Annotated in this window: 21 protein-coding genes; 12 read left to right on the top strand and 9 right to left on the bottom strand. The window is 59.9% G+C overall.

Translation table 11 applies throughout. The features are described 5' to 3' along the window. The 4 genes from serA to QEH57_RS02555 all read right to left on the bottom strand — a co-directional run bounded on the left by serA (position 1) and on the right by QEH57_RS02555 (position 4,342). Entirely contained in the window at positions 1 to 1,599 is a 1,599-nt protein-coding gene (gene serA, locus QEH57_RS02570; RefSeq protein ID WP_309005108.1) for a phosphoglycerate dehydrogenase, read from the bottom strand. Positions 1,600 to 1,707: 108 nt separating this feature from the next. Further along, positions 1,708 to 2,505: an alpha/beta hydrolase gene (locus tag QEH57_RS02565; RefSeq protein ID WP_309005107.1), complete on the bottom strand. Its 798-nt coding sequence runs from the start codon at positions 2,503 to 2,505 to the stop codon at positions 1,708 to 1,710. A gap of 17 nt (positions 2,506 to 2,522) precedes the next feature. Further along, on the bottom strand, positions 2,523 to 3,845 hold the full coding sequence (gene hisS, locus QEH57_RS02560) for a histidine--tRNA ligase (RefSeq protein ID WP_309005106.1): 1,323 nt from the start codon (positions 3,843 to 3,845) through the stop codon (positions 2,523 to 2,525). 182 nt (positions 3,846 to 4,027) lie between these two features. Further along, positions 4,028 to 4,342, bottom strand: a complete 315-nt coding sequence (locus QEH57_RS02555) for an HU family DNA-binding protein (protein ID WP_309005105.1) — start codon at positions 4,340 to 4,342, stop codon at positions 4,028 to 4,030. Between the two features lie 99 nt (positions 4,343 to 4,441). On the opposite strand from QEH57_RS02555, the gene QEH57_RS02550 reads away from it, so the two are divergent. Both QEH57_RS02550 and QEH57_RS02545 read left to right on the top strand, forming a co-directional pair. Beyond that, complete coding sequence (locus tag QEH57_RS02550) at positions 4,442 to 6,064, top strand: AAA family ATPase (RefSeq protein WP_309005104.1); 1,623 nt, start codon at positions 4,442 to 4,444, stop codon at positions 6,062 to 6,064. Between the two features lie 57 nt (positions 6,065 to 6,121). Then, complete coding sequence (locus QEH57_RS02545; protein ID WP_309005102.1) at positions 6,122 to 6,817, top strand: ubiquinone/menaquinone biosynthesis methyltransferase; 696 nt, start codon at positions 6,122 to 6,124, stop codon at positions 6,815 to 6,817. Positions 6,818 to 6,847: 30 nt separating this feature from the next. Here the strand turns inward: QEH57_RS02545 and QEH57_RS02540 are convergent, their stop codons facing one another. Then, positions 6,848 to 7,672 carry an MBL fold metallo-hydrolase gene (locus tag QEH57_RS02540; RefSeq protein WP_309005101.1) on the bottom strand — a complete coding sequence of 275 codons (825 nt, stop codon included), beginning with the start codon at positions 7,670 to 7,672 and terminating at the stop codon, positions 6,848 to 6,850. Positions 7,673 to 7,746: 74 nt separating this feature from the next. Between QEH57_RS02540 and QEH57_RS02535 the strand changes: the two genes are divergently transcribed. The 3 genes from QEH57_RS02535 (at position 7,747) to QEH57_RS02525 (ending at position 12,320) form a co-directional block, all read left to right on the top strand. Continuing rightward, complete coding sequence (locus QEH57_RS02535) at positions 7,747 to 8,274, top strand: GNAT family N-acetyltransferase (RefSeq protein ID WP_309005100.1); 528 nt, start codon at positions 7,747 to 7,749, stop codon at positions 8,272 to 8,274. A 90-nt stretch (positions 8,275 to 8,364) separates the two neighbouring features. Continuing rightward, the gene (locus QEH57_RS02530) at positions 8,365 to 10,215 is read left to right on the top strand and encodes a DNA topoisomerase IV subunit B (protein ID WP_309005099.1); all 1,851 of its coding nucleotides are present in this window, start codon (positions 8,365 to 8,367) and stop codon (positions 10,213 to 10,215) included. Between the two features lie 59 nt (positions 10,216 to 10,274). Further along, a complete protein-coding gene (locus QEH57_RS02525) occupies positions 10,275 to 12,320 on the top strand; it encodes a DNA gyrase/topoisomerase IV subunit A (protein ID WP_309005098.1) in 2,046 nt (681 codons plus the stop codon). A gap of 92 nt (positions 12,321 to 12,412) precedes the next feature. Here the strand turns inward: QEH57_RS02525 and QEH57_RS02520 are convergent, their stop codons facing one another. Beyond that, the gene (locus tag QEH57_RS02520) at positions 12,413 to 13,270 is read right to left on the bottom strand and encodes an HDOD domain-containing protein (protein ID WP_309005097.1); all 858 of its coding nucleotides are present in this window, start codon (positions 13,268 to 13,270) and stop codon (positions 12,413 to 12,415) included. Between the two features lie 331 nt (positions 13,271 to 13,601). On the opposite strand from QEH57_RS02520, the gene QEH57_RS02515 reads away from it, so the two are divergent. Both QEH57_RS02515 and QEH57_RS02510 read left to right on the top strand, forming a co-directional pair. Beyond that, a complete protein-coding gene (locus tag QEH57_RS02515) occupies positions 13,602 to 13,841 on the top strand; it encodes a hypothetical protein (RefSeq protein ID WP_309005096.1) in 240 nt (79 codons plus the stop codon). 194 nt (positions 13,842 to 14,035) lie between these two features. Further along, positions 14,036 to 14,941 (top strand): hypothetical protein, encoded by a 906-nt coding sequence (locus QEH57_RS02510; protein ID WP_309005095.1) that lies wholly within the window; start codon positions 14,036 to 14,038, stop codon positions 14,939 to 14,941. Between the two features lie 13 nt (positions 14,942 to 14,954). Here the strand turns inward: QEH57_RS02510 and QEH57_RS02505 are convergent, their stop codons facing one another. Continuing rightward, the gene (locus tag QEH57_RS02505) at positions 14,955 to 15,680 is read right to left on the bottom strand and encodes a SprT family zinc-dependent metalloprotease (protein ID WP_309005094.1); all 726 of its coding nucleotides are present in this window, start codon (positions 15,678 to 15,680) and stop codon (positions 14,955 to 14,957) included. 69 nt (positions 15,681 to 15,749) lie between these two features. On the opposite strand from QEH57_RS02505, the gene QEH57_RS02500 reads away from it, so the two are divergent. Continuing rightward, the gene (locus tag QEH57_RS02500; RefSeq protein ID WP_309005093.1) at positions 15,750 to 16,271 is read left to right on the top strand and encodes an FKBP-type peptidyl-prolyl cis-trans isomerase; all 522 of its coding nucleotides are present in this window, start codon (positions 15,750 to 15,752) and stop codon (positions 16,269 to 16,271) included. Positions 16,272 to 16,419: 148 nt separating this feature from the next. Here the strand turns inward: QEH57_RS02500 and QEH57_RS02495 are convergent, their stop codons facing one another. Then, on the bottom strand, positions 16,420 to 17,034 hold the full coding sequence (locus tag QEH57_RS02495) for a peptidylprolyl isomerase (RefSeq protein WP_309005092.1): 615 nt from the start codon (positions 17,032 to 17,034) through the stop codon (positions 16,420 to 16,422). Between the two features lie 102 nt (positions 17,035 to 17,136). Between QEH57_RS02495 and QEH57_RS02490 the strand changes: the two genes are divergently transcribed. The 3 genes from QEH57_RS02490 (at position 17,137) to QEH57_RS02480 (ending at position 21,665) form a co-directional block, all read left to right on the top strand. Then, the gene (locus QEH57_RS02490; protein WP_309005091.1) at positions 17,137 to 18,777 is read left to right on the top strand and encodes an NAD+ synthase; all 1,641 of its coding nucleotides are present in this window, start codon (positions 17,137 to 17,139) and stop codon (positions 18,775 to 18,777) included. Between the two features lie 35 nt (positions 18,778 to 18,812). Beyond that, complete coding sequence (gene hemL / locus QEH57_RS02485; protein ID WP_309005090.1) at positions 18,813 to 20,090, top strand: glutamate-1-semialdehyde 2,1-aminomutase; 1,278 nt, start codon at positions 18,813 to 18,815, stop codon at positions 20,088 to 20,090. 189 nt (positions 20,091 to 20,279) lie between these two features. Continuing rightward, a complete protein-coding gene (locus QEH57_RS02480; protein WP_309005089.1) occupies positions 20,280 to 21,665 on the top strand; it encodes a Gfo/Idh/MocA family oxidoreductase in 1,386 nt (461 codons plus the stop codon). 118 nt (positions 21,666 to 21,783) lie between these two features. On the opposite strand, the gene tatC is transcribed toward QEH57_RS02480, so the two are convergent. After that, a complete protein-coding gene (gene tatC / locus QEH57_RS02475) occupies positions 21,784 to 22,617 on the bottom strand; it encodes a twin-arginine translocase subunit TatC (protein ID WP_309005088.1) in 834 nt (277 codons plus the stop codon). A gap of 212 nt (positions 22,618 to 22,829) precedes the next feature. Between tatC and ppdK the strand changes: the two genes are divergently transcribed. Continuing rightward, positions 22,830 to 25,649 (top strand): pyruvate, phosphate dikinase, encoded by a 2,820-nt coding sequence (gene ppdK, locus QEH57_RS02470; protein WP_309005087.1) that lies wholly within the window; start codon positions 22,830 to 22,832, stop codon positions 25,647 to 25,649. Positions 25,650 to 25,794: the final 145 nt, after the last annotated feature.

Raw genomic sequence — 25,794 nt, 5'->3', positions numbered from 1 at the left:
CTACAAGTGGACGATCTTCGCCTGCTTGACCGCCTCGATGGACTTGATTTCTGCCAGGGCAGCCTCGCTCGGCTCGCTATCCAAGCAAGCGATGTTGAGAGCGACTCCGCCTACTTCGTTGCGGCTGAGGGACATGGCGGCGATGTTGACGCCGTCCTTGCCGATGATGCTGCCGACCTTGCCCACGATGCCGAGCTCGTCGCTGTTCGCGATTACGAGCATGCAGCCATGCGGCTCGACTTCGACTTCGCGGCCGTTGATCGAAACGATGCGCGGCGAGTTGCCCTTGCCGATCAAGGTACCCTCGGCCGATACGTTTTCGCCGTTCACGCAAACCGCTTCAACCTTGATGAGCTCGGTGTAGTCGGTCTCTTCCGAGGACTTGAGGACGTCGACCTGCAGGCCGAGACGCTCCATGATGACGAGCGCGTTGACGAAGTTGACGTTGCTGCTGACGTCCTTGAGGAAGCCCTTCAGGATGCCGCGGGTCAAAGAGTTGGCGTCGATGTCGACGACCTTGCCGGAGTAAGTGATCTTTACCTTCTCGACCTTCTCCAGAGCGAGCTGCTGCACGAGCGAACCCAAAGCCGAGCAAAGCTCGAGGTAAGGGCCGACTGTCTTGAGCGTTTGCTCGTCGAGGGAAGGCATGTTGATCGCGTTGCGAATGCCGCCGCCGCGCAAGACGCTGGTGACGCTTTCCGCGATTTCCAGTCCCACGCTTTCCTGAGCTTCCTCGGTCGAAGCGCCGAGGTGAGGCGTCAGGATGAGGTTCTTCTGCTTGCGGAAAGGATGGTCTTCGGGAGGCGGTTCGCTGGTATATACGTCCAGACCGGCTGCCGCGACCTTGCCGCTTTCCAAGGCTTCGAGCAGGGCGTCTTCGTCGATGATGCCGCCACGGGCGCAATTGAAAAGGCGGACGCCGTCTTTCATGGTGGCGATCGACTTCTTGTTGATCATGCCGCGCGTCGCGTCGGTGAGCGGCATGTGTACTGTAATATAGTCCGACTCGCGGAAAAGCTTATCGAGCTCGACCTGCTTCACGCCCATGGCTTCCGCCTTGCTGCCGGAGAGGTAAGGGTCGTAGGCGAGCACCGTCATGCCGAAGGCCTTGGCGCGCTTGGCCACTTCGGCGCCGATACGGCCCATGCCGCAGATGCCGAGCGTCTTCTTGAAGAGCTCGCTGCCGCCGTAGATCTTGCGATCCCAGCGGCCTTCACGCATCGACTGGGCTGCTTGAGGCACTGGACGCGCTCCGCAGAGCATGTGGGTGAAAGTGAGTTCCGCCGTAGCGATGGTATTGCCGCCCGGAGTGTTCATGACGACCACGCCGAAGTCGGTAGCCGCTTCCGAGTCGATGTTGTCCACGCCTACGCCGGCGCGGCCAACGGCCTTGAGGGTCGGGGCCGCCGCTTCGAAGACTTCCCGATTTACCTTGGAATCGCTGCGCACGATGATTGCGGCCGCGCCCTTAGCGAGCTCGAGGAATTTGGAATAGTCTTCCTTGAAGGTGCCGTAGGCTTCTACGACTTCAAACCCTTCCTGCTGCTTCAGGAAGTCGACTCCAATTGACGAGATTTTGTCTGCTACTAGGATTTTCATCGGAAAAAAAAGAGTGCCCATCAAAAGTGATGCCTTTCAAAAAGCAAATATAGAATAGGTAAGCTTCCAAACCCTTGCCAGAAAGCTCCGCCCCGCCGGAGAATCCGCCTACAAACCACCTAAAAAGCTGCGAATCGAAGCCCAGTAGCGCGAGCTCGCTCGGTCTACGAGGTCGTTGTGACCGACTCCCTCCACCCAGAACGTCTTCGTCAGCTCGGACGGAAGCCGCTCCGCGAGCTCCTCGCCATGGAAAAAGCCGACCACCTGGTCCTCCTTGCCATGGATCACCAAAGTCGGACAGGACACTTTCCCTGCCTTCTTGGAATTGGCGAACTTGTCCCCCGGCACCCAAGTTAAGGGCAGGTACACCTGGTACGCGCTCAGGAAGGCGGACTCCATGATCAAGCCCATAGCCGGTCGCGTGGTAGCGAGCTCCATCGCGATACCGCCCCCCAAGGATCGTCCGTGAAACACCACCCGCTTCGCGTCCACGCCGAGATTCGCCACCGCATAGTCGAGAACCGTCCTGGCGTCCTTGTAGCAATTCTTCTCGCTAGGACTCCCCTCCGACAGGCCGTATCCACGGTAGTCGAAGCTCAGCACGTTCACCCCCTGCAAACGATAATTGTTCAGCACGAAGCCCGTTTGGCCCAAGTCCTCGCCGTTCCCATGGAAGTAAAAGACCGTCTTGCTCGCCCCGGGAACCGGTCCCCAAAACACCGCTAGTCGCGTATCGTCTTCAGACTGCACAAAGCGGATCGACTCGTCCGCCTCGTAGCTGGCCGGCCCCGGCCGGAAGAGCAACTGCTTGGTCACGACTTGGGCGAAGAGAAAGAAAAAGAGCACGCAAACCGAGATCAACACCAGCAAGGTATTGAAGCCGTTCTTTCGCTCTCGCTCCCTCATCGCCCTTTAACCCGCAGCTAAACGAGCTCGCGTACCGCCTCCAACAATTGCCCGCGCGGAATGTCCTGCTCGCTGCGATCCGCCAAATTGCGCAGCTTCACCACGCCCTTCTCCAGCTCCTCCGACCCGTAGATCAGGGAAAAGCGAGCGCCCGAGGAAACCGCGGCCTTCATCTGCTTGCCGAACGCCTGAGCCTTCAGCTGGTACTCCACCGAATAACCGGCCTGGCGCAGCAACGCGACATCCGAAAGGGCTGCCAACTTCTCGTCATCGCCGCCGGTCACCGCAAAAAAGTCCACCGTATCCACGAACTCCGGCATCTTGCCGCGAGCCTTGAGCAACTCGCCCAAAACGACGTCGCCCATGCCGAAACCGACCGCTGGCATGTCCGGACCGCCCATCTTCTTCACCAGAGCGTCGTAGCGACCGCCCCCGGCCAAGGCGCGAAATTCGCCCTTCTTGTCGAAGGCCTCGAAGACGAAACCCGTGTAGTAGGCCAAGCCGCGCACGATGCTCAGGTCGATTTTCACGAACCCGCCGAAGCCCATCGCTCCCAGTCCATCCAAGACCACTTTCCAATCCACCAAACGAGCCGACAATTCTTCCGTCGCAGCCTCTTCGGCGGCCAAGCCGGCGAAGCAATCGCGGATCGCCTCCAGCGAATCGAGCTTCAAAAAGGTATCCACCGCAGCCTTCAGCTCAGCGGCCTTCTCGCCTGCGACTTCTTGCAACTGAGCGAGCAGCTTGTCCTCCGGCATGCGCTCCCACTTGTCGACCACTCCCAAGATCGAGCCGATCGCCTCCCCCTCGTAGCCGTGGGCGGCAAGGTAGAGCATCCAAAGATTCCGGTCGCTCAGGCGCACGAAGAAGTCTTCCTCCGTCAGCCCAAAGCCGATCAAAGTCTGCACCAGCAGGCCGATCAGCTCTACCTCCGCACTGGGCCCCTGCTCGCCGAGCAAGTCGACATTGAGCTGGGTGAAGCAACGCAAACGCCCCTTCTGCATGCGCTCGTAGCGAAAATTGTCGCCGATGCTGAACCACTTGATCGGACGCTTCAGCCCATTGGCCCGGGCCGCCACCATGCGAGCCAAGGAAGGCGTCAACTCCGGACGCAGCGACACCTGCCGCCCGCCCTTGTCCTCGAAGCAAAAGAGCTGGCTCTCGATTTCCGGACCGGACTTGGTAGTGAACAGCTCGAGCGACTCGAGGATCGGACCGTCGAATTCCTGGAACGCAAAGCGACGCGCGACCTGCCTCCAAATCTGGAAGATGTGCTTACGCTGAGCGTAGTCCTCAGGGTAGAATTCACGAAATCCGGGCAATGTATTAAAAGTGGCCATGTCTCTAAAATCTAAAACGCGGGACTATGCCCAAGCCCCGATTGCGAAGGCAACAATAAGCTTCAGCCCGAGACCGCTAAGCAAGGATCACCCAAGCCAATGCATCCCCAAAACCGGATATAAAAAAAACGGTTCCCCATCAGAGGAACCGCCAAAAGGATTGCTGCCTGCGAACGCCGCGCTCAATCCAAGGCATCCAAGTCGATGTCCTTGATCTTCGCCTTCAGGACCTTGCCCGCCTTGAACTTCACCACCGCTCGGGTCGGGATCACCACATCGGTTTCCGGACGGTTCGGGTTGCGCCCTACGCGAGCCTTGCGCTTCTGCACCTCGAATACGCCGAAGTTACGGAGCTCCACATTTCGCCCCTCTGCCAAGGCATCCAAGATAATATCCAGAGTCATCTGAACAGTGTCCTGAATTTTGCTTTGAGGAATGTCCTTCGTCTTTTCAAAAATCCGAAGAACGATATCGCGTTTAGTGAGGTTGTTGGACATGGCGGCAATTGGAGTTGAAAACTCGTTACATAGTTGAGGGTAAGCTACTTCCACAGTTTAGGTTGCGTCAACCTCAAAGCCATCAAATATCCGCACCCAATGAGCAAAGACGATAAGCCCAAAGACCCAATGGAAGAATTGCAGAAGAACCTGCAGGACCTCTTCAAGCAGGGAAAAGCATTCATGCCCTTCGGCGGCCCCATGGGGGGACCAAGCGGCGTCGCTTCCTCTGCCGGCGGCCCGACCGACCCTTCCAAAGCCCAAGAGGAGGAAGACGCCGAGCGCGCCGAAGCCCTCAAACGCATCGAAGCCTTCAACCTGAAGCCCCGCGAGATCCGCGACTACCTCGACCGCTACGTCATCCAGCAAAACGAAGCCAAGAAGGTCATCTCCGTCGCCATCTGCGACCACTTCAACCACGTGCGACGCTGCCTCGAGCGGCCGGACCTGGCTGACTTGGACTACGCCAAGCAAAACATCATCCTGCTCGGACCGACCGGCGTCGGCAAAACCTACCTCATGCGCAACGTCGCCAAGCTGGTCGGCGTGCCCTTCGTCAAGGCCGACGCCACCAAGTTCTCCGAAACCGGCTACATCGGCGGCGACGTGGAAGACCTCGTGCGCGACCTCGTCAAAGCCGCCAACGGCGACACCGAGCTGGCCCAGTACGGCATTATCTACATCGACGAAATCGACAAGATCGCCAACAAGGCTAACGGCGGGGGCGGCCGCGACGTATCCGGCCGCGGCGTGCAGATCAACCTGCTCAAGCTCATGGAAGACACCGAAGTCAACCTGCAGAGCCAGACCGACATGATGGGCCAGATGCAGGCCATGATGGACCTGCAAAGCGGCAAGAAGCGTAAACGCACCGTATCCACCAAGCACATACTCTTCATCGTCAGCGGCGCCTTCGACCAAATGGACCAGTCCATCAAGAAGCGCCTTACCAACACCTCCATGGGCTTCGGCGCCCACCATGCCTCGGACGACGACGAAGACGTCAACTTCCTGGACAGGGTCGAAACCCGCGACTTCATCGACTACGGCTTCGAGCCCGAATTCGTCGGCCGACTCCCGGTACGCGTCGCCTGCCAGCCCCTCAAGCCGGACGACCTCTTCAAGATCATGACCACCTCCGAAGGCAGCGTCCTGCGACAGTACATCTCCGACTTCGAAGGCTACGGCATCACCCTCGAGATGGACAACCCCTCCCTCCAGGAAGTCGCCCAACGCGCCTACAAGGAAAAGACCGGCGCCCGCGGGCTCATGACCATCCTCGAACGCGCCTTCCGCGGCTTCAAGTTCGAGCTCCCCTCCACCAGCATCAAAACCCTCAAGGTCGACAAGGCAACGATCGAGGATCCGGACAAGCACCTCAAGCAGCTCCTGCGCGACAACCTCTCGAACCAGCACGATGTATTGAAAAAGGAGATACAGGAGTTCGCCGATCGCTTCGAAACTCAGTACGGATTCAAGCTCGACTTCACCGAAGACGCCATCTTCGCCCTCATCGAGGAGTCGCTCGAGACCGACAAGACCATTCGCGGCCTCTGCGAGCGCAAGTTCCACGACTTCAACCACGGTCTCACCCTCATCGGCCGCAACACGGGGCAAAAGGCGTTCACCATCGACGCAAGCGTCATCCAGGACGCCGAAAAGGCTCTCTCCAACTGGGTCGTCGCCAGCTACCAAAAGGAAAAAGCGAGCAACGAAGACTAAACAGGGAAATTCTAGCCTTCCCTTTCAGCCTTCCTTTTTCACCTTTTACCCTTCCACATGCCGGACCCAGACAAAGTAAACTCCATGTTCAGCCGCATCGCGGCCAAGTACGACCTCGCCAACCGCGCCCTCAGCCTCGGCATCGATACCCTCTGGCGCGATCGGCTGGTCGACGAAGTCTGGCTGCGCAACCCTAGCCACATCACCGACCTGGCGACCGGCAGCGGCGACGTCGCCTTCGAGCTCCGCAAGGAGTTCGATACCGACATCCGCATCGACGGACTCGACTTCTGCGAGCCCATGCTCGCAGAAGCCCGCAAGAAGCAAGCCAAAGCCGGCTTCCAAAACATGAGCTTCGCCGTCGGCGACTGCCTCGCCCTTCCCCTGCCCGACGCCTGCACCGATGCGGTTACCATCTCCTTCGGCTACCGAAACCTGGCAGACCGCCACCAAGGCCTGCTGGAAATGCGGCGCATCCTCCGCCCCGAAAGCGGATACCTTTATATATTAGAGTTCTCCCAGCCGCTCAAAGCGATCCGCCCCCTCTACTACTTCTACCTCAAAACCCTCCTGCCCAACATCGCCGGAGCCCTCACCGGAGACGTCAGCGCCTACCAATACCTGAGCGACTCCATCGAAGCCTTTCCGCCCAAGGAAGGCATCACCGAAGAACTACGCCGCGCCGGCTTCCGCGACATCCAAGCCATTCCCATGACCGGCGGCATGGTCGCCCTGCACATCGCCAAAGCCTAGCAGCCATCGCGGTCCCCCGAGGCCCCGTGCTCAGTCCACCTTGGCGAAGCAATTCATGCGGCGCTCCTGCTCGACCGTGGTGAGCGGACCGTGTCCCGGAGCCAGCACCGTGTCCGCCTCCAAGCTCAGAATTCGCTGTACCGAAGCGAGGCCATCCTCGTAGGAAACGTTCGCCCCGCCCATGGATCCGGCAAACAAGGCGTCGCCCACGATCGCGATCCTTCGCTCCAGCCCGTCCACCTCGAAACTCATGCCTCCCCGGGTATGCCCCGGCGTGTCGAACCCGCGCACCTTCAGCTTCCCCAGCTCGAAGGCGAAGCCCTCCTCGATCGCCTCCGTCGGCACCGAAACCTGCCCGTCCTTGGCCCCCAGGAACACGCGGGCGTCCGGCCAACGACGCAGCAGCTCCGGCGCCCCGTCGAAATGGTCCCAGTGGGCGTGCGTCAAGACCAAGGCCCGCAGCTCCAGGCCCTTCGCCTCCAGCAGCTCGATCAAAGGCGCCGCCGTGGTGCCCGTATCGAAAACGATCGCCTGCTTGAGCTCGCCATCCCACAGGGCAAAGGCGTTCACCTGCCAATCGTAGAAAGGGCTGCAAACCTGAGCGAAGCCCTCCATGGGCGGCACCTCGGCCGGGCGCCAGCTCCCCCGGCCCAGCTCGAGCAAGGCGGGCACATTCAAGCCCAGCTCCTTCCCCAGAGCCTCCACCGCCTTCGCGTCGAACTCCCCCCTCCGAGCGGCGCGGACCTCGTTTTCCGGCACGCCCGAGCGCGCGGCCAGGACCTCCGTGCTCAAGCCCTGCCCCTTCTGGGCCTTGCTCAATACGTCGCTAAATTCGTCTTCTACCGGAAGAATCATGGCCCTGCGTTACCGCGGGGTTAATCTTCTTGCAAGCACCGAGCGAGCTGCATCTCCTCTGCCGCATCGCCCCTATGTTCGATATCGAATTCAAGAAACTCTCGAGCAGCGACCTGGAACAGGTCTACCAAATCGATCGCTCCGAAAGCGTCGACACCATGTACCGCCCTTCCGGCGAAGAACTGGAAGCCTACGACGATTCCGTCGAAGTGTCCTCCGATCCCGCCTTCTGGAAGAAGCTGCTGGGCTGGTGGAAGACCGAGTTGAAGGAGGGCGCCGAAGCCTTCGGAGCCTTCGACGGGGACACGCTTACCGGCATCGCCATCATCAAGCACGGCATCCGCCCCGGCGTCGACCAGATCATCGCCATGTACGTGAGCGCTGAATACCGCCTCAGCGGAATCGCTCGCTCCCTCTACTTCGAACTGGAAGACTCCGCCAAGGCCGCCGGGGCCAAACAACTCTTCGTTTCCACCGAGCCAACCGGTTCCGCCGTCGGCTTCTACCTCAGCCAAGGCTTCCAGTTCGACGCGGGATCGAGCTGCTCCATCGACAAGAACGAGGAGCACGAAATCCCCATGGTGAAACGCCTCAAGCGGTAAATCTCGCCGCCGCCCCTCCGGCTCAAGGCCGAAAAAAATCTCCGACTTCTCGCTTGATCTCCCCTTGGCCTCCCGTTCCTATCTGCCGCGATGGCAGAATCGAACTACACCGAGTCGAGCATCAAATCCCTTAGTCCCCGCGAACACATCCGCCTGCGCCCAGGCATGTATATCGGTAAGCTAGGCGACGGCTCCTCCCCAGACGACGGCATTTACGTACTGATCAAAGAGATCATCGACAACTCGATCGACGAGCACACTTCCGGTCACGGCAAGCGTATCGACATCACCATACAGGATGACACCGTCACCGTACGAGACTACGGTCGCGGCATCCCGCTGGGCAAAGTCGTAGCCTGCGTATCCGAAATCAACACCGGCGCCAAGTACGACAGCGAGACCTTCCAGAAGTCCGTCGGCCTCAACGGCGTCGGCACCAAGGCCGTCAACTTCCTTTCCGAATCCTTCATCGCCGCCGCCTACCGCGAAGGCAAGACCAAGCGCGCCACCTTCGAGACCGGCGAGCTCGTCGAGGAAAGCCGCCAGCTCAAGACCGAGGAGAAGAACGGCACCTACGTGGAATTCGTTCCCGACCGCACCATCTTCAAGAACTTCAAGTACCGTCTCAACTTTGTGGAGACGATGCTCTGGAACTACGCCTACCTCAACACCGGCCTCACCCTCAGCCTCAACGGCGAAACCTTCAAGTCCGAGAACGGCCTCAAGGACCTACTCCAGGACAACCTTTCCGGCGACATCCTCTACCCGATCATCCACCTCAAGGGAGACGATATCGAGGTAGCCCTCACCCACGGCACCCACTACGGCGAAGACTACTTCTCCTTCGTCAACGGCCAGCACACCACCATGGGAGGCACCCACCAAGCCGCCTTCCGCGAAGCCATCGTCAAAACCGTGCGCGAGTTCTTCAACAAGAACTACGATCCCGCCGACATCCGGACCTCCATCGTATCCGCGATCTCAGTACGCATCCAAGAGCCCGTCTTCGAGTCCCAAACCAAGACAAAGCTCGGCTCCCAGAACGTCTCCCCAAAAGGCCAGTCCATCCGCAACTTCGTCAATACCTTCATCAAGAAGGAGCTCGACGACCACCTGCACCGCTACCCGGAAACGGCCAAGGCCATCCAGCAAAAGATCGTCGCCTCCGAAAAGGAGCGCAAGGAGCTCTCCGGCATCCGCAAGCTCGCCCGCGAAAAGGCCAAGAAGGTCAACCTCCACAACAAGAAGCTGCGCGACTGCCGCGCCCACTTCAACTCCAAGCACAAGCAAGCCGACGAAGCGACCCTCTTCATCGTGGAGGGCGATTCCGCGGGCGGATCCATCACCAAGACCCGCGACGTCAACACCCAGGCCGTCTTCTCCCTCAAGGGCAAGCCCCTCAACGCCTTCGGCCTGAGCAAGAAGATCGTCTACCAAAACGACGAGTTCAACTGCCTCCAGTCCGCCCTCGATATCGAAGACGGACTCGATAACCTCCGCTACAACAAGGTCGTCATCGCCACCGACGCCGACGTCGACGGCATGCACATCCGCATGCTGCTGCTGACCTTCTTCCTCCAGTTCTTCCCCGACCTCGTACGCCTCGGGCACCTCTACATCCTGCAGACTCCGCTCTTCCGCGTGCGAAACAAGAAGAAAACCCTCTACTGCTACAACGAGCAAGAGAAGGAACGAGCCCTCAAGAACCTCGGCAAGGCAGCGGAGATCACCCGCTTCAAGGGCCTCGGCGAAGCCTCTCCCGACGAGTTCGCCACCTTCATCGGCCCCGACATGAAGCTCGATCCCGTCACCATGGCCCACCTGCACAACATCGACGAGCTGCTCTCCTTCTACATGGGCAAGAACACGCCGAAACGCCAAGAGTTCATCATCGGCAACCTTCACATCGAGAAGGACGTCATCGAAGAAGAAGCCAGCTAATTTCCGTGGGAGCGTGCTCGTCACGCGATTCAAACCACCCGCCATCTCCCCTCTCCCGAATGTCCGACGACACCCAAGACCAACTAGATTTCGACAACCTGCCAGAAGACGAGCCCTCCTCCACGGAACTCGTCCCCGCCGAAGGCGAAGAAAAAGCCGGCAATGCCAAAGCTCCGCTAGCCAGCTCCTACCAGAACTGGTTCCTCGAGTACGCCTCCTACGTCATCCTCGACCGCGCCGTGCCCGCCCTGCTCGACGGACTCAAGCCCGTGCAGCGCCGCATCATGCACTCCCTGCGCGAGCTCGACGACGGACGCTACAACAAGGTCGCCAACGTGGTCGGCCACTCCATGCGCTACCACCCGCACGGCGACGCCTCCATCTACTCCGCCATGGTCGGCATGGGCCAGCGAAACCTGCTCATCGACACCCAAGGAAACTGGGGCAACACCCTGACCGGCGACGGGGCCGCCGCCGCCCGTTACATCGAAGCCCGCCTCTCCCCCTTCGCCCGCGAAGTGGTCTTCAACCCCAAGACCACCCATTGGCAACAATCCTACGACGGCCGCAACAAGGAGCCGATTAACCTTCCGGTTAAGTTTCCACTTCTCCTCTCCGAAGGGGCCGAAGGCATCGCCGTAGGCCTCGCCTGCAAGATCCTGCCCCACAACTTCAACGAGATCATCGACGCCGCCATCTACCACCTCAACGGCGACGAGTTCGAGCTGTATCCAGATTTCGAGACCGGCGGCATCGCCGACTTCTCCAACTACAACGACGGCCTGCGCGGCGGCCGCGTCCTCGTACGCGCCGTCTTCGAGAAGGTCTCCAAGTACCAGCTCGTCATTCGCGAGATCCCCTTCGGCTGCACCACCGGTTCCCTCATCGACTCGATCATCTCCGCCAACTCCAAAGGCAAGATCAAGATCAAGAAGATCGAGGACAACACCTCCGACAAGGCAGAGATCATCATCACCCTGCCGCCCGGCACCGAAGCGGACGACGCCATCGACGCCCTCTACCTCTTCACCGACTGCCAAGTCTCCATCGCCCCGAACGCCTGCATCATCCAAGATGACAAGCCGCAGTTCATCGGCGTCAGCGAGATCCTCCGCCGCAGCACCGACAACGTAAAGGCCCTGCTCAAGCGCGAGCTGGAGATCAAGCTGGCCGAACTCGAAGAGAAGTGGCACTTCGACTCCCTCGAGCGCATCTTCATCGAGGAACGCATCTACCGCCGCATCGAAGAGTGCGAAACCTGGGACGCCGTCATCTCCGAGATCCACAAAGGACTCGATCCCTTCAAGCCCCAGCTCAAACGCGAAGTCACCGACGACGACGTCACCCGCCTGACCGAGATCCGCATCAAGCGCATCTCCAAGTTCAACTCCTTCAAGGCCAACGAGGAGATCAAGAAGACCGAGAAGGAAATGCGCGCCACCAAGCGCAACCTCAAGAACCTCACCAAATTCGCCACCGACTACTTCGAAGACCTCAAGGAAAAGTACGGCAAAGGCCGCGAGCGACGCACCAAGATCGAAAGCTTCGAAACCATCAAGGCCGCCGAAGTCGCCCTGCCCACCCAAAAGCTCTACGTCAACCGCGAGGACGGCTTCATCGGCTTCTCCCTCAAGAAGGACGAATTCCTCTGCGAAGCCTCCCAGTTCGACGAGCTCATCGCCTTCTGCGCCGACGGCACCTTCCGCGTTTCCCGCGCCGCCGACAAGGTGTTCATGGGCAAGGATATCCTGCACGTTGCCCCATGGAAGAAAGGCGACGAGGAAACCATCTACGACATGGTCTACCGCGACGGACCGCGCGGGCCTTCCTACGTGAAGCGCTTCATCGTCAACGCCGTCACCCGCGACAAGGAGTACGACCTCACCAAAGGCACCAAAGGCTCGAAGGTGCACTACTTCAAAGCCAACCCCGACGGCAAGTCCAAGCCCATCAAGGTCCGCCTCACGCCCAGCTGCAGCGCCCGCGTCAAGGAGTTCGACTTCGACCTCGGCGAGCTCATGGTCAAAGGCCGCGGCAGCAAAGGCAACATGCTCACCAAGTACGCCGTCAAAACGATCCGCACCTTCTTCAGCACGGAACTGTAGCCATCCCGCAGCGCGGAGCTTCAGCCCGCGCCCGCGGAGAATGGATCTTGCACTGCCGACGCGGGCTGGAGCTCCGCGCTACGGGATTGGGGCTACTCGCCCATCGCCTTGAGCAGCTGCTTCAGCTTTTCCGAAGAGGCGCCCGTGGCCGACTTCAGTTGCCCGCGGCTGATGCCCGCTGCCGCCAAGCTGTCCTCCTCTTCGTTCCAATAGCTGCTTTCGCCGGGCAAAGGCTTGCCGATCTTCTCCGCCATGCTGCCCGCGAGGTTGAGCATGTAGGCGTAGCGGTTCACATCCGGAGCCAAATCCGGCTGATAGTGGTAGCGAATCCCCACCAGCAAACGCTCCGGGAAGCCCCAAGACTCCATCACTTGCTCCACCATCTGAGAATTGGTCGCTCCAAACACGTCCTGCTCCCACATGAGCAAGGGCAGGTCCGCGTCGTGATCGTAGATCGGCGGCTTGGAATGGCTCTTGGCGCAATTGTCGATCACCAGCTTGCCGAGCGACTTGAGCAAACCGGCCGTATACGCATCGGCCCGATCCTCCCCATTGGCAGCCGCCAGCTGTTCCATGCAAATGCCCACCGCCAAGGCGTTGTGCCAGATCGCGGCGCCTGAAACCTTGTAGGCAAGATTCCAATACTTGAAAACGCCCGCCACCGAGGCCACGCCCACGATCCGATGCAGCTCTTGGAATCCGATGCGATTGATCCCGACCTCCAAGCTGTCGATCGGCTCTCCTGTATTAAAGTACGGCGTATTGCAGAGCCGGAAAACGCGAGCCACCAGCGAAGGATCCTTCTCCACCAAGCGAATGACATCGTGCATCTCCGTATCCTTGTCCTTGAGCATGCGACCCAGCTTCACGAATATTTCCGGCGAAGCGGGAATCTTCAAAATGGCGGCCTTCATTTCGAGCGGGGTGATATGGTAGGTCTTGTCGATCATGCGTAATGGAAATAAGAGCTAACGCTCACTATCGGCTTAAAATCCGAATTCGTGAACGCTTCCCTCTTTTAATTGAAGGCCGCGAAAACCGCTCCCCACGCCTTGCGAAAAGGGGTTCCTTCACAAACCTTTAACAAGCGAAGGTTCTGGAATCCAAAACAAGGCTCGCATTCGTAAAAGCCTTGTAAGCAGCGATCGAAAATCTGGATACAAATTCGAACTTCACGCTTCTTTCACTGTCCAAGGACTTAACAAATAGGCCAACTTGGACGATACTCTTGGTAACGAAACCGACCGAGTTTCCCACACAACAAACGACAAGGAGGACACCATGACACTGTGCATCGACACGCAACTTACGCTGAGAGATCTTGAAACCTACATCAAGGTTCAACTGGACGATCCCCGCTACGCGCACATCGGCATGGACCCAGTCCTGGATATCATTCTTCACGCCAAGAAGCGACTCATCCGCGGCGACTACATGCCGCGCGTCGTTTCCGAATCGATGGTCAGCCTGGACGAGTACCTGATGCTCGCATCCGATTGCGAGCACGCTTGCATGACCTAAAAAGCGCTTTCGTATCGATTTATTCGATACGCCATATCAGCATCACAATCGAACAGCTCCGTTCGTCGGCTCCCGACAACGGAGCTTTTTCGTGCCCTAAGCGCTCGAGCGTCTCGAAGTCTGGCATTGATACTTAGCCCGAAACGCATATCCATTTGGCGAACGTTCTCGAAAGCTCCAATCCCAATTCCCCCATGAAACGCTCCTCGATCCTCGCCACCGCCTGTGCCGCCCTCTTCCTCAACGGCTGCGCCCCCGCCAGCAAATCGCCCAGCTTCCCCGATACCCTCGCCGTCGGCGAGCGCCCCGAAAGCATCACCAAAGGCTTCGACGGGGATTACTTCGTAACGGTTATGGGCGCCAAGGAGCCCGGCGACGCCCATATCGCCCGCATCCACGAAGGCGCTGTATCCATTTTTTCGAGCGGCATGGACGAACCGAAAGGCATCGCCTTCGATGGCGCCTACCTTTACGCCACCGATCTCAGAAGGGTTTGGAAGATCGACGCCGACGGACGCAAAAGCGAATTCGCCACCGAGAAAGATTTTCCAGTCGCGATCCGCTACCTCAACGACGCCGCGATCGCGCCGGACGGAAAAGCGCTCTACGTGACCGATTTGGGCGCCAACGACAAGATGTTCGGGCCCGACGGCTTCTGGCCTCTGGATAGCGAGGAGGCGAAGAACATCCCCGTGATCGGACGCGTATTCAAAATCGACCTCGCCTCCGGCAAAGCGGAAATCGCCCTCGACACCAATCCCCTCATGCCCTGCCCCAACGGCGTGGGATTCGGTAAGGACGGCCAAATGCTGGTCGGCGCCTTCTTCCGCGGCAACTTGCTGGAAGCTCACGGCGACCACCTGCACGTCGTAGCGGACGGCCTGCGCGGTGCTGACGCCGTCGAGCAAGACTCCCAAGGCAACTACTACGTCTCCAGCTGGAAGTTCGCCAAGGTCTGGAAAATCGACGGCCAAAGCAAAGAGGTAACCGTCCTAATCGAGGGCCTGCAATCCGCCGCCGACTTCTACTTCAACGAAGCCGAAGGCTTCCTCCTCTTGCCGGACATGCTCGCCGGCACCATCACCCGCGTCGACCTCTAGGCCAAGCGAGCGCCTACCAGCTCAGCGCCTCTTGGTGGGCCTTCAGCCAGGCTTCGTGGCGGCGATAGTCGGGACAGGCGCCCTCCACCAACGCCCAGAACTCGGGGGAATGGTCGAAGCGCTTCATATGCATCAGCTCGTGGATGATCACGTAGTCCCGCGTCGCCGTATCCGCCAGGACAAGACGCCAGTTCAAGGAAATCGTGCCGCTGGTGGAGCAGGAGCCCCAACGCGTTTTCTGGTCCCGCACCACGACCTTCTTCACCGACTCGCCAAACCGTTTGGCGTACTCGTGGACCCGCTCCGGAAATTCCGCCTTGGCCAGCTCCCGCAAGTGAGCCTTCAAGGGGCGCGAAAGGTCCATGCTCTCGTCCGCGATGAAAATCCGCTGCTCCGCGAAGCACAGAACCGGCCGGCCGTAGTCCTTCTCGATCCGCAGCTCAACCTGTTCCCCGCGATACCAAATCAGGTCCCCCGCCCGCAAGCCGGGCCGACGCCGCTCCTCCTCCAGCGCTTGCAAGGCCAGGGCTCGCTGGCTTTCCAGCCACTCGCGATTCTCGTTGGCGAAAGCCAAGGCGGCCCGCTGGGTGCCGATGCGCGGCACGGTCAGAACGATGTTCCCCTCTTTATCGACCTTGGCAAGGTAGCGCTTAGCCTTCGGGTGCTTCCGAAAGACCACGTCCTTGCGCTTCAGCGGAATCGCTTCGGGAGGGAACTTGGCGGAACGGAATAGAGACATAGGGCTTGTGCGTGTCCGAAGACTTCGGATACGTTTTTTATTTCAAAGTCCCAGAACCCTGAAAATCAAATGAAGATTCATTCCAAATTCACTTTTGCAGCAACCGCTGCCGCTCTGGCGCTGCTCGCCGGCTGCGGCCAAAACGACAAGAAGGTCGCCGACCTCGAAGAGCGCGTACGCTACCTGGAAACCCAGGAGCCCACCCTTTCCCACGGCTTCCAGATCGAAGAGATCGCCAAACTCTACCCCTCCGCCCAGTCCACGGAGAGCGGCCTGCACTACATCGTTGAAAAGGAAGGCACCGGCGAAAAGCCTCAGAAGGGCCAGACCGTTACCGCCCACTACCACGGCACCCTGCTCAACGGCGAAGTCTTCGACAGCTCCGTCGAGCGCGGATCCCCCTTCCAGTTCCCCGTCGGCATGGGCCGCGTGATCCGAGGTTGGGACGAAGCCTTCCTCGACATGAAAAAAGGCGAGAAGCGCAAACTCATCCTCCCCGCCCAGATCGCCTACGGCCTCCGCGGCAGCCCACCGGTCATCCCGCCCAACTCCGTGCTAGTCTTCGACGTCGAGCTCATCGACTTCAAGTAGAGCCGCCTCCTAGGGCTATCGCTCGCGACACGCAGCCCAGCCCGGGCTGAGAGCTCCGCAGCTTGCCGCCAGCGAAAGCCCTACAAAAAAGGACCGCCACTTCGGCGGTCCTTTTCTTTTGGAAACTTCTTTGGCGAGTAGCCCAATCCTAGTGGCTGCAACCGCAACCGCCGTGGCTATGCCCTTGCTCCTTGGCAGCATCTTGACCGCCGCCACAGCAACCGCCCTCTTCCGCTACCGCCTCTTGGGCTGGCTCTTCGCCGCTGCATCCGCAGCCGCCGCCACCACCACCGCCGCAGCAACCGCCGGCGCTGTGAGCATGGCCGTGGGCCAATTCCTCCTCGGTCGCGTCGCGCTTCGCCACTAGATCGACCGAAAAGATCAGGTCCTCGCCCGCGAGCGGGTGGTTCGCGTCGAGCGTAACTTGGTCGCCCTCGACCTTCACCACGCGAACGATCGGCGCATGGCGATCCGGACCGGCCTGGAAGTAGTCGCCTACCTTTACCTCGTCCACGGGCAACTGGGAAATATTGATGGTGTCGATCTGCGACTCGTCGCGGAAACCGTATCCCTTCTCGGGACGCACGACCACGTCTCCGCTCGCTCCCTCTTCCATGCCCAGGAGGTTTTCTTCGAGACCTTCGATGATCTGGCCCACGCCGGACAGGAATTCGAGTGGACGCCCTTCTGGAGACTGATCCAAGACCTCGCCGGCCTTGTTACGCAAGGTGTAGTTGAAGCTGATGACTTGTTGTGTCGACATTCCCCCACGCAAAGTCCGCTCCCGCTCCATGGCAACCCCTAAAAACGCGACGCCGCGCTTGCCCTTTCCCCTCCGTCTGTTCAAGTCTCTCGCCTTGCACCCATGAAGATCGGACTCGCGCAGATAAACACCACCGTTGGCGACCTCGCCGGAAACCAGAACCTTATCCTCAACGCCTACCGCTCGCTCGTCTCCCAAGGAGCTGAGCTCGTGGTATTTCCGGAACTCGCCGTCTGCGGCTACCCGCCCCGCGACCTGCTCTTCAAGCGCCGCTTCGTGCCGGACCAGCTGGAAAGCCTCCAGCAGATCGCCCGCGAAATCGGAGCCGCCCCAGCCGTCATAGGATTCGTCGACCCAAATCCCTCCAAATCCGGACGCGACTTCTTCAACGCCGCCGCCTTCTGCCACGACGGCAAGGTCCAACAGATCGCTCGCAAGAGCCTCCTGCCGACCTACGACGTCTTCGACGAGGACCGCTACTTCGAGCCCGCCGACCTGCCTCTCGTCTTCCAGTGGCAGGGCCAAAAGCTCGGCATCACCATCTGCGAGGACATCTGGGGCAACACCGACGTCTCCCGCGAGCGCTACCCCCATGCCCCCGTCGAGTACCTCAAGGAGCAAAACCTCGACCTGCACCTCAACCTCTCCGCCAGCCCATGGCACTGGGGCGGCAAGGGCGAGCAGCGCGAAGGTCTCGTCTCCGGAGCCTCCAGAGCCTGCGGCTGCCCCACCATCTACGTCAACGCCGTCGGAGGAAACGACGAACTCATCTTCGACGGCCGCTCCATGGTCGCGAACGCCCAAGGCGAAATTATCGCTGGCCTCTCCGCCTTCGCCACCGACCAGGCCGTGGTCGACCTCGATGCGGACTCCGCCCAAATCGCCTCCACCTTCCGCCAGCAGCTGATGGACAACATCGAGCAAGCGCTCGTGCTCGGCCTGCGCGACTACGTGCACAAGTCCGGCTTCAAGAAGGCCCTTATCGGCCTCTCCGGCGGGATCGACTCCGCCGTCGTCGCCGCCCTCGCCGCCAAGGCTCTCGGTCCGGAAAACGTCACCGGAGTCAGCCTACCCTCCGCCATTTCCAGCGACCACTCCAAGAGCGACGCCAAGGAACTCGCCGAGAACCTCGGCATCGCCTTCCACACCGTGGCCATCGCCGACATCGTCGCCGCCGCCGAGGACACCCTCTCTCCGCTCACCGCCGGCTACGGACGCGACGTCACCGAGGAAAACATCCAAGCCCGAGCCCGCGGACTCCTGCTCATGGCGCTTTCCAACAAGCTCGGAGCCCTCCTGCTCACCACCGGCAACAAGTCCGAGCTCGCCGTCGGCTACTGCACGCTCTACGGCGACATGTGCGGCGGACTCGCCGTCATCAGCGACCTGCCCAAAACCCGTGTATTCGAATTGTCGCGACACATGAACCGCGACAAGCCAACCATCCCGGTCAACACCATCGAAAAACCGCCCAGCGCCGAGCTTCGCCCCGACCAGAAGGACGAAGACAGCCTCCCGCCCTACCACATCCTAGACGGCATTCTCGAAGGTTACGTCGAAAAAGGCATGTCCACCAAGGAGCTCATAGAGCAAGGCTACGACGCCGATGTAGTGAAAGACATGATACGCAAAGTCGACCTCAACGAATACAAGCGCAAGCAAGCCGCGCCCGGGCTCAAGCTCACCCCGCTCGCCTTTGGCGTTGGCCGCCGCATCCCCATCGTGCAACGCTACGTCTCGTAACTTCCCTTTTAACCACTCACTTTCCAAACGTCTCCATGTCCATTTCATCCGATCTCTTCAAGCGCGCCCAGGAACTCATCCCCGGCGGCGTCAATTCCCCAGTTCGCGCCTTTCGCTCCGTCGGCGGCGCCCCCTTCTTCACCAAGAGCGCCCAAGGCGCCACGCTAACCACCGCGGACGACCAGGAAATGATCGACTTCGTCTGCACCTGGGGCCCAGCCATCCACGGCCACAACCACCCCGTTATCCGCGAAGCCATCTCCCACGCCCTCGAGAAGGGGACCAGCTTCGGCACCCCTAATCCCTACGAAGTCGAAATGGCGGAGCTCATCATCAAGATGGTCCCCTCCGTCGAAAAAGTGCGTATGGTAAATTCGGGTACGGAAGCGACCATGACCGCCATCCGCCTCGCCCGCGGCTACACCCAACGCAACAAGATCATCAAGTTCGCCGGCTGCTACCATGGCCACGTCGACAGCCTGCTCATCGCCGCTGGCTCCGGAGCCCTTACCCTCGGCAAGCCCGACTCGGCCGGCATCCCAGAAAGCCTGGCCCAAGAAACCATCGTCCTCCCCTTCAACGATCTCGCCAAGGTCGAAGAAGCCTTCGCCAGCTACGGCGACCAGATTGCGGGCATCATTCTCGAGCCCTTCCCCGCCAACGTCGGCCTCATCTTTCCAAATGCAGGCTACCTGCAAGGCCTCCGCGAGCTCTGCACCAAACACGGCAGCGTGCTCATCTTCGACGAGGTCATGACCGGGTTCCGCGTATCCGCAGGAGGCGTACAGGAACACGTCGGCATCACCCCCGACCTTACCACCCTGGGCAAGATCATCGGCGGCGGCCTGCCCGTGGGAGCCCTTGGCGGCAAAGCCGAGATCATGGACCACCTCGCCCCGCTCGGCCCGGTCTACCAAGCTGGCACGCTCAGCGGCAACCCGCTCGCCATGGCAGCGGGCATCGCCTCCCTCAAGCTCCTGCTGGAAGGCCAGGCCTACCAAGCCCTCGACCAAATGGGCAAGCAGATCGCCTCCGCCATCGAAGCCACCGCCAAGGAGATCGGCCTGCCGCTCACCGTGCCGCAGGTCGGCTCCATGTTCTGCGTCTACTTCAGCGAAAAAGCCGTATCCAATTTGGACGACGCGATCGCCACCGATACGGACCGCTTCAACAAGTACTTCCACCGCTGCCTCGAAAAAGGCGTCTACCTGCCCCCTTCCAAATACGAGGCGAACTTCATCTCCACCGCCCACGAACAAGGAGCGATCGACCGAGCCACCGAGATCCTCACCGATACGCTCCGGGAGCTCTAGGCCAGAGCTCCGCGATAGGACAAATCTTAGAATGATAGCACCCTTCTTTTGTATGAGGGTGCTATTTTCTTAACGGGTTGAATAGCTCCACGACTCGCGCTAACGGATTGGGTAAATACTCAACGACACTTCGTTGGCGTAATACGCCCCTGCAAGCCGCAAGGCCAACCCCCAACCCTAGAGATCATCGTGGAACTATCCGGTATCAATCGTCGCAACTTCGTCAAAGGAGCAAGCTCAGCCGCTGGCCTCTTCCTGCTGCCAAACTTTTCCATCGCCAAAGGAAAGTCCTCCGCCAACGGGAAGCTCAACCTCGCCTTCGTCGGCGTCGGCGGAAAGGGAGCCTCCTCCATCGTCCCGCTCAGGGACGAAAATATCGTGGCCCTCTGCGATGTGGACAGCGCCAACGTGGAAAGGACCATTACCCACGAATGGACGCCTAAGATCTTCGGCGAAGTCCTCGCGGAAGCGAATGCCAAAGGAGCGAAGTGGTACACCGACTACCGCAAGATGTTCGAGGAAATGGGGGACCAGATCGATGGCGTAGTCATCTCCACCCCGGACCACATGCACTACCCCATCGCCCGCAGCGCCCTGAACCTCGGCATCCACGTCTATTGCGAAAAGCCGCTCGTGCACACCGTGCAGGAAGCGCGATGGATCGACGAAGCCGCCCGCAAATCCGGCCTCGTTACCCAAATGGGCAACCAAGGTCACTCCAACGCCGGACAGCGCCTCGCCCGCGAATGGCTGCAAGCCGGCGTCATCGGCGAAGTCAAAGAGATCATTTCCTGGACCAACCGCCCCATCTGGCCGCAGGGCATCTCCGCCCCCGACCACTCCAAGATGATCCCCGTCAAGCCCGCCACCCTCAATTGGGACCTCTGGCAAGGCGTGGCCCCCCGCCGCGCTTACGATCCCTCCATCTGCCCCTTCAACTGGCGCGGCATGTGGGACTACGGCTGCGGCGCCGTCGGCGACATGGCCTGCCATATCATGGACGTCGCCTACTGGGGCCTCGACCTCGGCATGCCCTCCAGCGTGGAAGCCGTAACCACCAGCTTCAACGACTACAGCGCCCCGAGCTCAGCAGTGGTCACCTTCGAGTTCCCGCGTCGCGGAAAGTTCGCCCCCGTCACCTACAAGTGGTTCGAAGGCGGACTGCTTCCCCCCATCCCCCACGGCCTCGACGCCTCGGTCTACGACGACAAGAGCGGCGGCACCCTGATCATCGGCGAGCACGCCTACATCTATTCCGACACTTACGGGAAAAACGTACGCATCTACCCAGACTCTAAATTCCAGGAGCTCAAGCCGAGCCTTCCCCCGCGCAGCATCCCACGCGTCAAAGGCACGCACCAAAAGAATTGGACCGACGGCATCCGAGGCGAACTCACCCCGTGTTCAAATTTCGAATACGCGGCAGGACTCACCGAAATGGCCCTGCTCGGCAATGTCGCCATGCGCGCCCAACGCCGCATCGAGTACGACGCCAAGGCCATGAAGATCACCAACGTGCCGGAAGCCAACCAATACCTAAGCAAGGAATACCCGAAGGGGTGGATACTTAGCTAAGCTTATAAGCTCCATCACAAGCTTCCGCTCCCTGCAGGCTCATCCTAAGGATGAGCCTTTCTTCTTCTCGAAGCTAAGGAGCGTTGGCAACAACGTCCCCCAGTGCTCGGAACGGCTCCTACAGTTCGTCTTCCTCTTCCGCTTCGCGCTTGGCCTTCTTGCGCAGCAAGACCCCGGCGATGATCAAGGACAGTTCGTAGAGCAGAATCATCGGCACCGCCATCATGATCTGCGTAATCGGATCCGGCGGCGTCAGCACCGCCGAGGCGATAAAGAACACGATGATCAGAACCCGCCGCAAAGAACGCAGCTTTTCTAGGCTCACGATGTCGAGGTAGACCAACACCACCGCAACCAAGGGAAACTGGAAGGACACTCCCATCCCCAAAACGATCCAAGTGATAAAGCCGAAGTAGCTGTCCGGCGACCAGATGATCTGGAAGCCCATCATGCGATTGAACTGCATCGTCACCTGTATCGCCTTCGGCAACAAAGCGAAAAACGCGAAGGCAGCCCCCGTCACGAACAAGAGGAAGGCGCTGGCCGTGCCGGGTAGCAGGAGCTTCTTCTCCTTCTTGGTCAAAGCCGGAGCGAGAAAGCGGCCGACGTAGTACAGGAAGACCGGAGAGGCGACCGTGACGCCCACCAGCAAGCCGATGTGTAACATCGCAGTGAATACACCAGTCGGATTGCGGGTGGCCAAGCCGCTAAAGGTTTCCAAGTCTTCCGGCGTGTAGTTTTGGTTGAGCGGAAACATCAGCACGTCCTTGACGTGCTGGATGAAAACGACCGTCACCACGAAAGCTACGAAGAAGACCGCGAGCGGCTTGATCAGCGTCCAGCGCAATTCCTCGACGTGGTCGAGGAACCCCATCTTCTTGGGATCCGCGGCCCAGTCGAGGTCTTCCTCTTCTACTTCCTCATCTGAATCTTTCGGGACGATTTCGCTCATAGCATTCGCTTGAAAGCGGACCTTAATGCGCAAGTCATTCCCAGCGGGCAATCGCAAATCGCCTCGAGTTGGTGTTAGCCGAGCGTGCGCCTAAGCAGCATTCCCGTTGACACCCGCAGTAGCATCAGTATGAGGAAACCCTTTTCGAAACTGGGAAGAGGCAACTCCGCGTCTTTCACTCAACCACATCGCATAACCCAAGCTATCGAAGTATGGCATCCAAAACCACAGCGAAACGCGCAACAGCGGCCAAGAAGGCTGCACGTAAGCCCGCTAAAAAGGCAGCTAAGAAAGCTCCTCGCAAAGCAGCGGCAAAGAAGAACGTAAAGTACGTTTACTCCTTCGGTCAACAGACTGACGGCGACGCTACTATGAGAAACCTGCTCGGCGGCAAGGGTGCGAACCTCGCCGAGATGGCCAACATCGGCCTCCCAGTTCCTCCAGGCTTCACCATCACTACGGAAGTCTGCACCTACTACTACGCCAACGAGCGCACCTACCCCGCATCCCTCCAGGCTGAGATGGAAGACGCCATCGCCAAGATGGAAAAGCAGATGGGCACCAAGTTCGGCGCCACCGACGGAATGCCTCTTCTCGTAGCGGTTCGTTCCGGCGCTCGCGACTCCATGCCAGGAATGATGGATACAATCCTCAACCTCGGCCTCAACGACGAGTCCGTCGAAGCCCTCACCAAGGCCACCGACAACCCACGCTTCGCTTGGGACTGCTACCGCCGCTTCATCCAGATGTACGGAGACGTCGTTCTCGGCGTACAAGCCGGACCGGACGAAGACGTCGAGCCTTTCGAAGCCGTTATCCACAGCTTCAAGCACGAGAAGTACGGCAAGGACGTCATCGACTCCTCCCTCACCGCCGAAGACCAGCAGGAACTCGTCAAGCGCTTCAAGCAGCTCGTCAAGGACCGCACCGGCAAGGGCTTCCCGAACGATCCTTGGGACCAGCTCCGCGGAGCTGCCGGCGCCGTATTCGGTTCTTGGATGAACGACCGCGCTATCGTCTACCGCCAGAAGTACGGCATCCCCGCCGAGTGGGGTACAGCCGTCAACGTCCAGGCCATGGTATTCGGCAACACTGGCGAAACTTCCGGCTCCGGCGTTGCCTTCACGCGTAACCCAGCCAACGGCGAAAACGAATTCTACGGCGAGTTCCTCGTCAACGCCCAGGGCGAAGACGTGGTAGCTGGCGTTCGTACACCAGAGCCTGTTATCAAGCTCAAGGACGTCATGCCAAAGTCCTACGCCGAGCTCCTCAAGGTTCGCAAGAAGCTCGAGAAGCACTTCAAGGATGTACAGGACGTCGAGTTCACCATCCAGGAAGGCAAGCTCTACATGCTGCAGACACGTAACGGCAAGCGCACCGCCGCCGCCGCTCTCAAGTTCTCCATCGACATGGTCAAGGAGCGTCTCATCAACTGGGAAACTGCGGTCCTCCGCAACCCAGCCGACCAGCTCGACCAACTCCTCGCCCCCATCTTCGACCTCAACGAAGTCAAGAAGGCAAAGGTACTCGCCACTGGCCTCCCCGCAGGTCCCGGCGCCGCTTCCGGCAAGATCTACTTCAACGCCGAGCGCGCCGTCGACGCGGAAGCTCGCGGCGAAAAGGTTCTGCTCACTCGCGTTGAAACCTCCCCTGAAGACCTGCGCGGCATGATCGCGGCGGAAGGCATCCTCACCGCTCGCGGTGGCGTTTCCTCCCACGCGGCCCTAGTTGCCCGCCAGATGGGCAAGGTCTGCGTTTGCGGCGCCGCCGATCTCCAGATCGACTACGACAAGAAGACCCTCACCGTTGGCAAGAACGTCTTCAAGGAAGGCGACTACCTCTCCATCGACGGAACCACCGGCGAAGTCTACGCAGGCGAAATCAAGGCTGCTCCATCCGAAATCATCGACGGATTGATCAACGGCAAGAAGGCTGCCCAAAAGACCCAGAAGTTCCAGGACTACGTCCAGCTCATGAAGTGGTGCGCCAAGGCTACCAAGCTTCAGGTTCGTACCAACGCCGACACACCAGAGCAGACTAAGAACGCCATCGCGTTCGGCGCGGAAGGCATCGGCCTCACCCGTACCGAGCACATGTTCTTCGAAGGCGACCGTATCGACGCCATGCGCGAAATGATCCTCGCCGACTCCCTCGAAGGTCGCCAGAAGGCTCTCAAGAAGCTCCTTCCCTACCAGCGCAAGGACTTCGCGGGCATCTTCCGCGCCCTCAAGGGACTCCCAGCGACGATCCGTCTCCTGGACCCACCACTGCACGAGTTCCTTCCTCACACCAAGGAGCAGCAGATGGACCTCGCTCGCACCCTCGGCATCAAGGTCGAGAAGATCATGCAGCGCGTTGCCGACCTCCACGAATTCAACCCGATGCTCGGTTTCCGTGGCTGCCGCCTCGCGATCAGCTACCCAGAAATCGCAGAGATGCAGGCTCGCGCCATCTTCGAAGCAGCCGCCCAGGTTGAGAAGAAGGGCATCAAGGCTCGTCCAGAGGTCATGATCCCGCTCGTCGGCTTCAAGAAGGAGCTCGATATCCAGGTTGAGATCGTTCACCGCGTCGCCAAGGAAGTCCAAGAGAAGAAGGGCGTAAAGCTCGACTACACCGTTGGAACCATGATCGAAGTGCCACGCGGCGCCCTCACCGCTGACGAGATCGCCGAAACCGCGGAGTTCTTCTCCTTCGGAACCAACGACCTCACCCAGACCTGCCTCGGCATGTCTCGCGACGACACCGGTTCCTTCCTCGGCAAGTACCAGGAAGTCGAGATCCTCAAGGCCAACCCCTTCGCATCGATCGACCAAACTGGCGTTGGCCAGCTCGTCGAGACTGCGATCGAAAAGGGACGCAAGACTCGTCCCGGCATGAAGCTCGGTATCTGTGGCGAACACGGCGGCGATCCAGCCTCCGTCAAGTTCTGCCACAACGCGGGCCTCACTTACGTATCCTGCTCGCCATTCCGCGTACCAGTAGCTCGCCTCGCCGCCGCGCAAGCAGCGATTGAAGCGAAGCGCGCCAAGTAAGTGATTATCGTATCAAATAACTAATTACACAGCCCTGCTTCCGACACTCGGAGGCAGGGCTTTTCATTTTCCTTGTAGGAGCGAGCTTGCTCGCGAAAATCCATGCAAAATCGCGAGCAAGCTCGCTCCTACCTCCCGGGACCCA

The organism is Pelagicoccus sp. SDUM812005 (assembly GCF_031127875.1).
In the GTDB taxonomy this organism is placed as follows: Bacteria; Verrucomicrobiota; Verrucomicrobiia; order Opitutales; family Opitutaceae; genus Pelagicoccus.
The sequence above is the reverse complement of the archived record's forward strand: the minus strand, read 5'-3'. Positions and strand labels throughout refer to the sequence as shown.

Excerpts from the sequence above, each read along its gene's own strand:
- QEH57_RS02550 (WP_309005104.1), top strand. The coding sequence starts at position 4,442 with ATGAGCAAAGACGATAAGCCCAAAGACCCAATGGAAGAATTGCAGAAG.
- QEH57_RS02505 (WP_309005094.1), bottom strand. The coding sequence starts at position 15,680 with ATGTCTCTATTCCGTTCCGCCAAGTTCCCTCCCGAAGCGATTCCGCTG.
- QEH57_RS02540 (WP_309005101.1), bottom strand. The coding sequence starts at position 7,672 with ATGATTCTTCCGGTAGAAGACGAATTTAGCGACGTATTGAGCAAGGCC.
- hisS (WP_309005106.1), bottom strand. The coding sequence starts at position 3,845 with ATGGCCACTTTTAATACATTGCCCGGATTTCGTGAATTCTACCCTGAG.
- QEH57_RS02525 (WP_309005098.1), top strand. The coding sequence starts at position 10,275 with ATGTCCGACGACACCCAAGACCAACTAGATTTCGACAACCTGCCAGAA.
- QEH57_RS02490 (WP_309005091.1), top strand. The coding sequence starts at position 17,137 with ATGAAGATCGGACTCGCGCAGATAAACACCACCGTTGGCGACCTCGCC.
- QEH57_RS02565 (WP_309005107.1), bottom strand. The coding sequence starts at position 2,505 with ATGAGGGAGCGAGAGCGAAAGAACGGCTTCAATACCTTGCTGGTGTTG.
- hemL (WP_309005090.1), top strand. The coding sequence starts at position 18,813 with ATGTCCATTTCATCCGATCTCTTCAAGCGCGCCCAGGAACTCATCCCC.
- tatC (WP_309005088.1), bottom strand. The coding sequence starts at position 22,617 with ATGAGCGAAATCGTCCCGAAAGATTCAGATGAGGAAGTAGAAGAGGAA.
- QEH57_RS02500 (WP_309005093.1), top strand. The coding sequence starts at position 15,750 with ATGAAGATTCATTCCAAATTCACTTTTGCAGCAACCGCTGCCGCTCTG.
- QEH57_RS02510 (WP_309005095.1), top strand. The coding sequence starts at position 14,036 with ATGAAACGCTCCTCGATCCTCGCCACCGCCTGTGCCGCCCTCTTCCTC.
- QEH57_RS02555 (WP_309005105.1), bottom strand. The coding sequence starts at position 4,342 with ATGTCCAACAACCTCACTAAACGCGATATCGTTCTTCGGATTTTTGAA.
- QEH57_RS02515 (WP_309005096.1), top strand. The coding sequence starts at position 13,602 with ATGACACTGTGCATCGACACGCAACTTACGCTGAGAGATCTTGAAACC.
- QEH57_RS02530 (WP_309005099.1), top strand. The coding sequence starts at position 8,365 with ATGGCAGAATCGAACTACACCGAGTCGAGCATCAAATCCCTTAGTCCC.
- QEH57_RS02545 (WP_309005102.1), top strand. The coding sequence starts at position 6,122 with ATGCCGGACCCAGACAAAGTAAACTCCATGTTCAGCCGCATCGCGGCC.
- QEH57_RS02520 (WP_309005097.1), bottom strand. The coding sequence starts at position 13,270 with ATGATCGACAAGACCTACCATATCACCCCGCTCGAAATGAAGGCCGCC.
- QEH57_RS02495 (WP_309005092.1), bottom strand. The coding sequence starts at position 17,034 with ATGTCGACACAACAAGTCATCAGCTTCAACTACACCTTGCGTAACAAG.
- serA (WP_309005108.1), bottom strand. The coding sequence starts at position 1,599 with ATGAAAATCCTAGTAGCAGACAAAATCTCGTCAATTGGAGTCGACTTC.
- QEH57_RS02535 (WP_309005100.1), top strand. The coding sequence starts at position 7,747 with ATGTTCGATATCGAATTCAAGAAACTCTCGAGCAGCGACCTGGAACAG.
- ppdK (WP_309005087.1), top strand. The coding sequence starts at position 22,830 with ATGGCATCCAAAACCACAGCGAAACGCGCAACAGCGGCCAAGAAGGCT.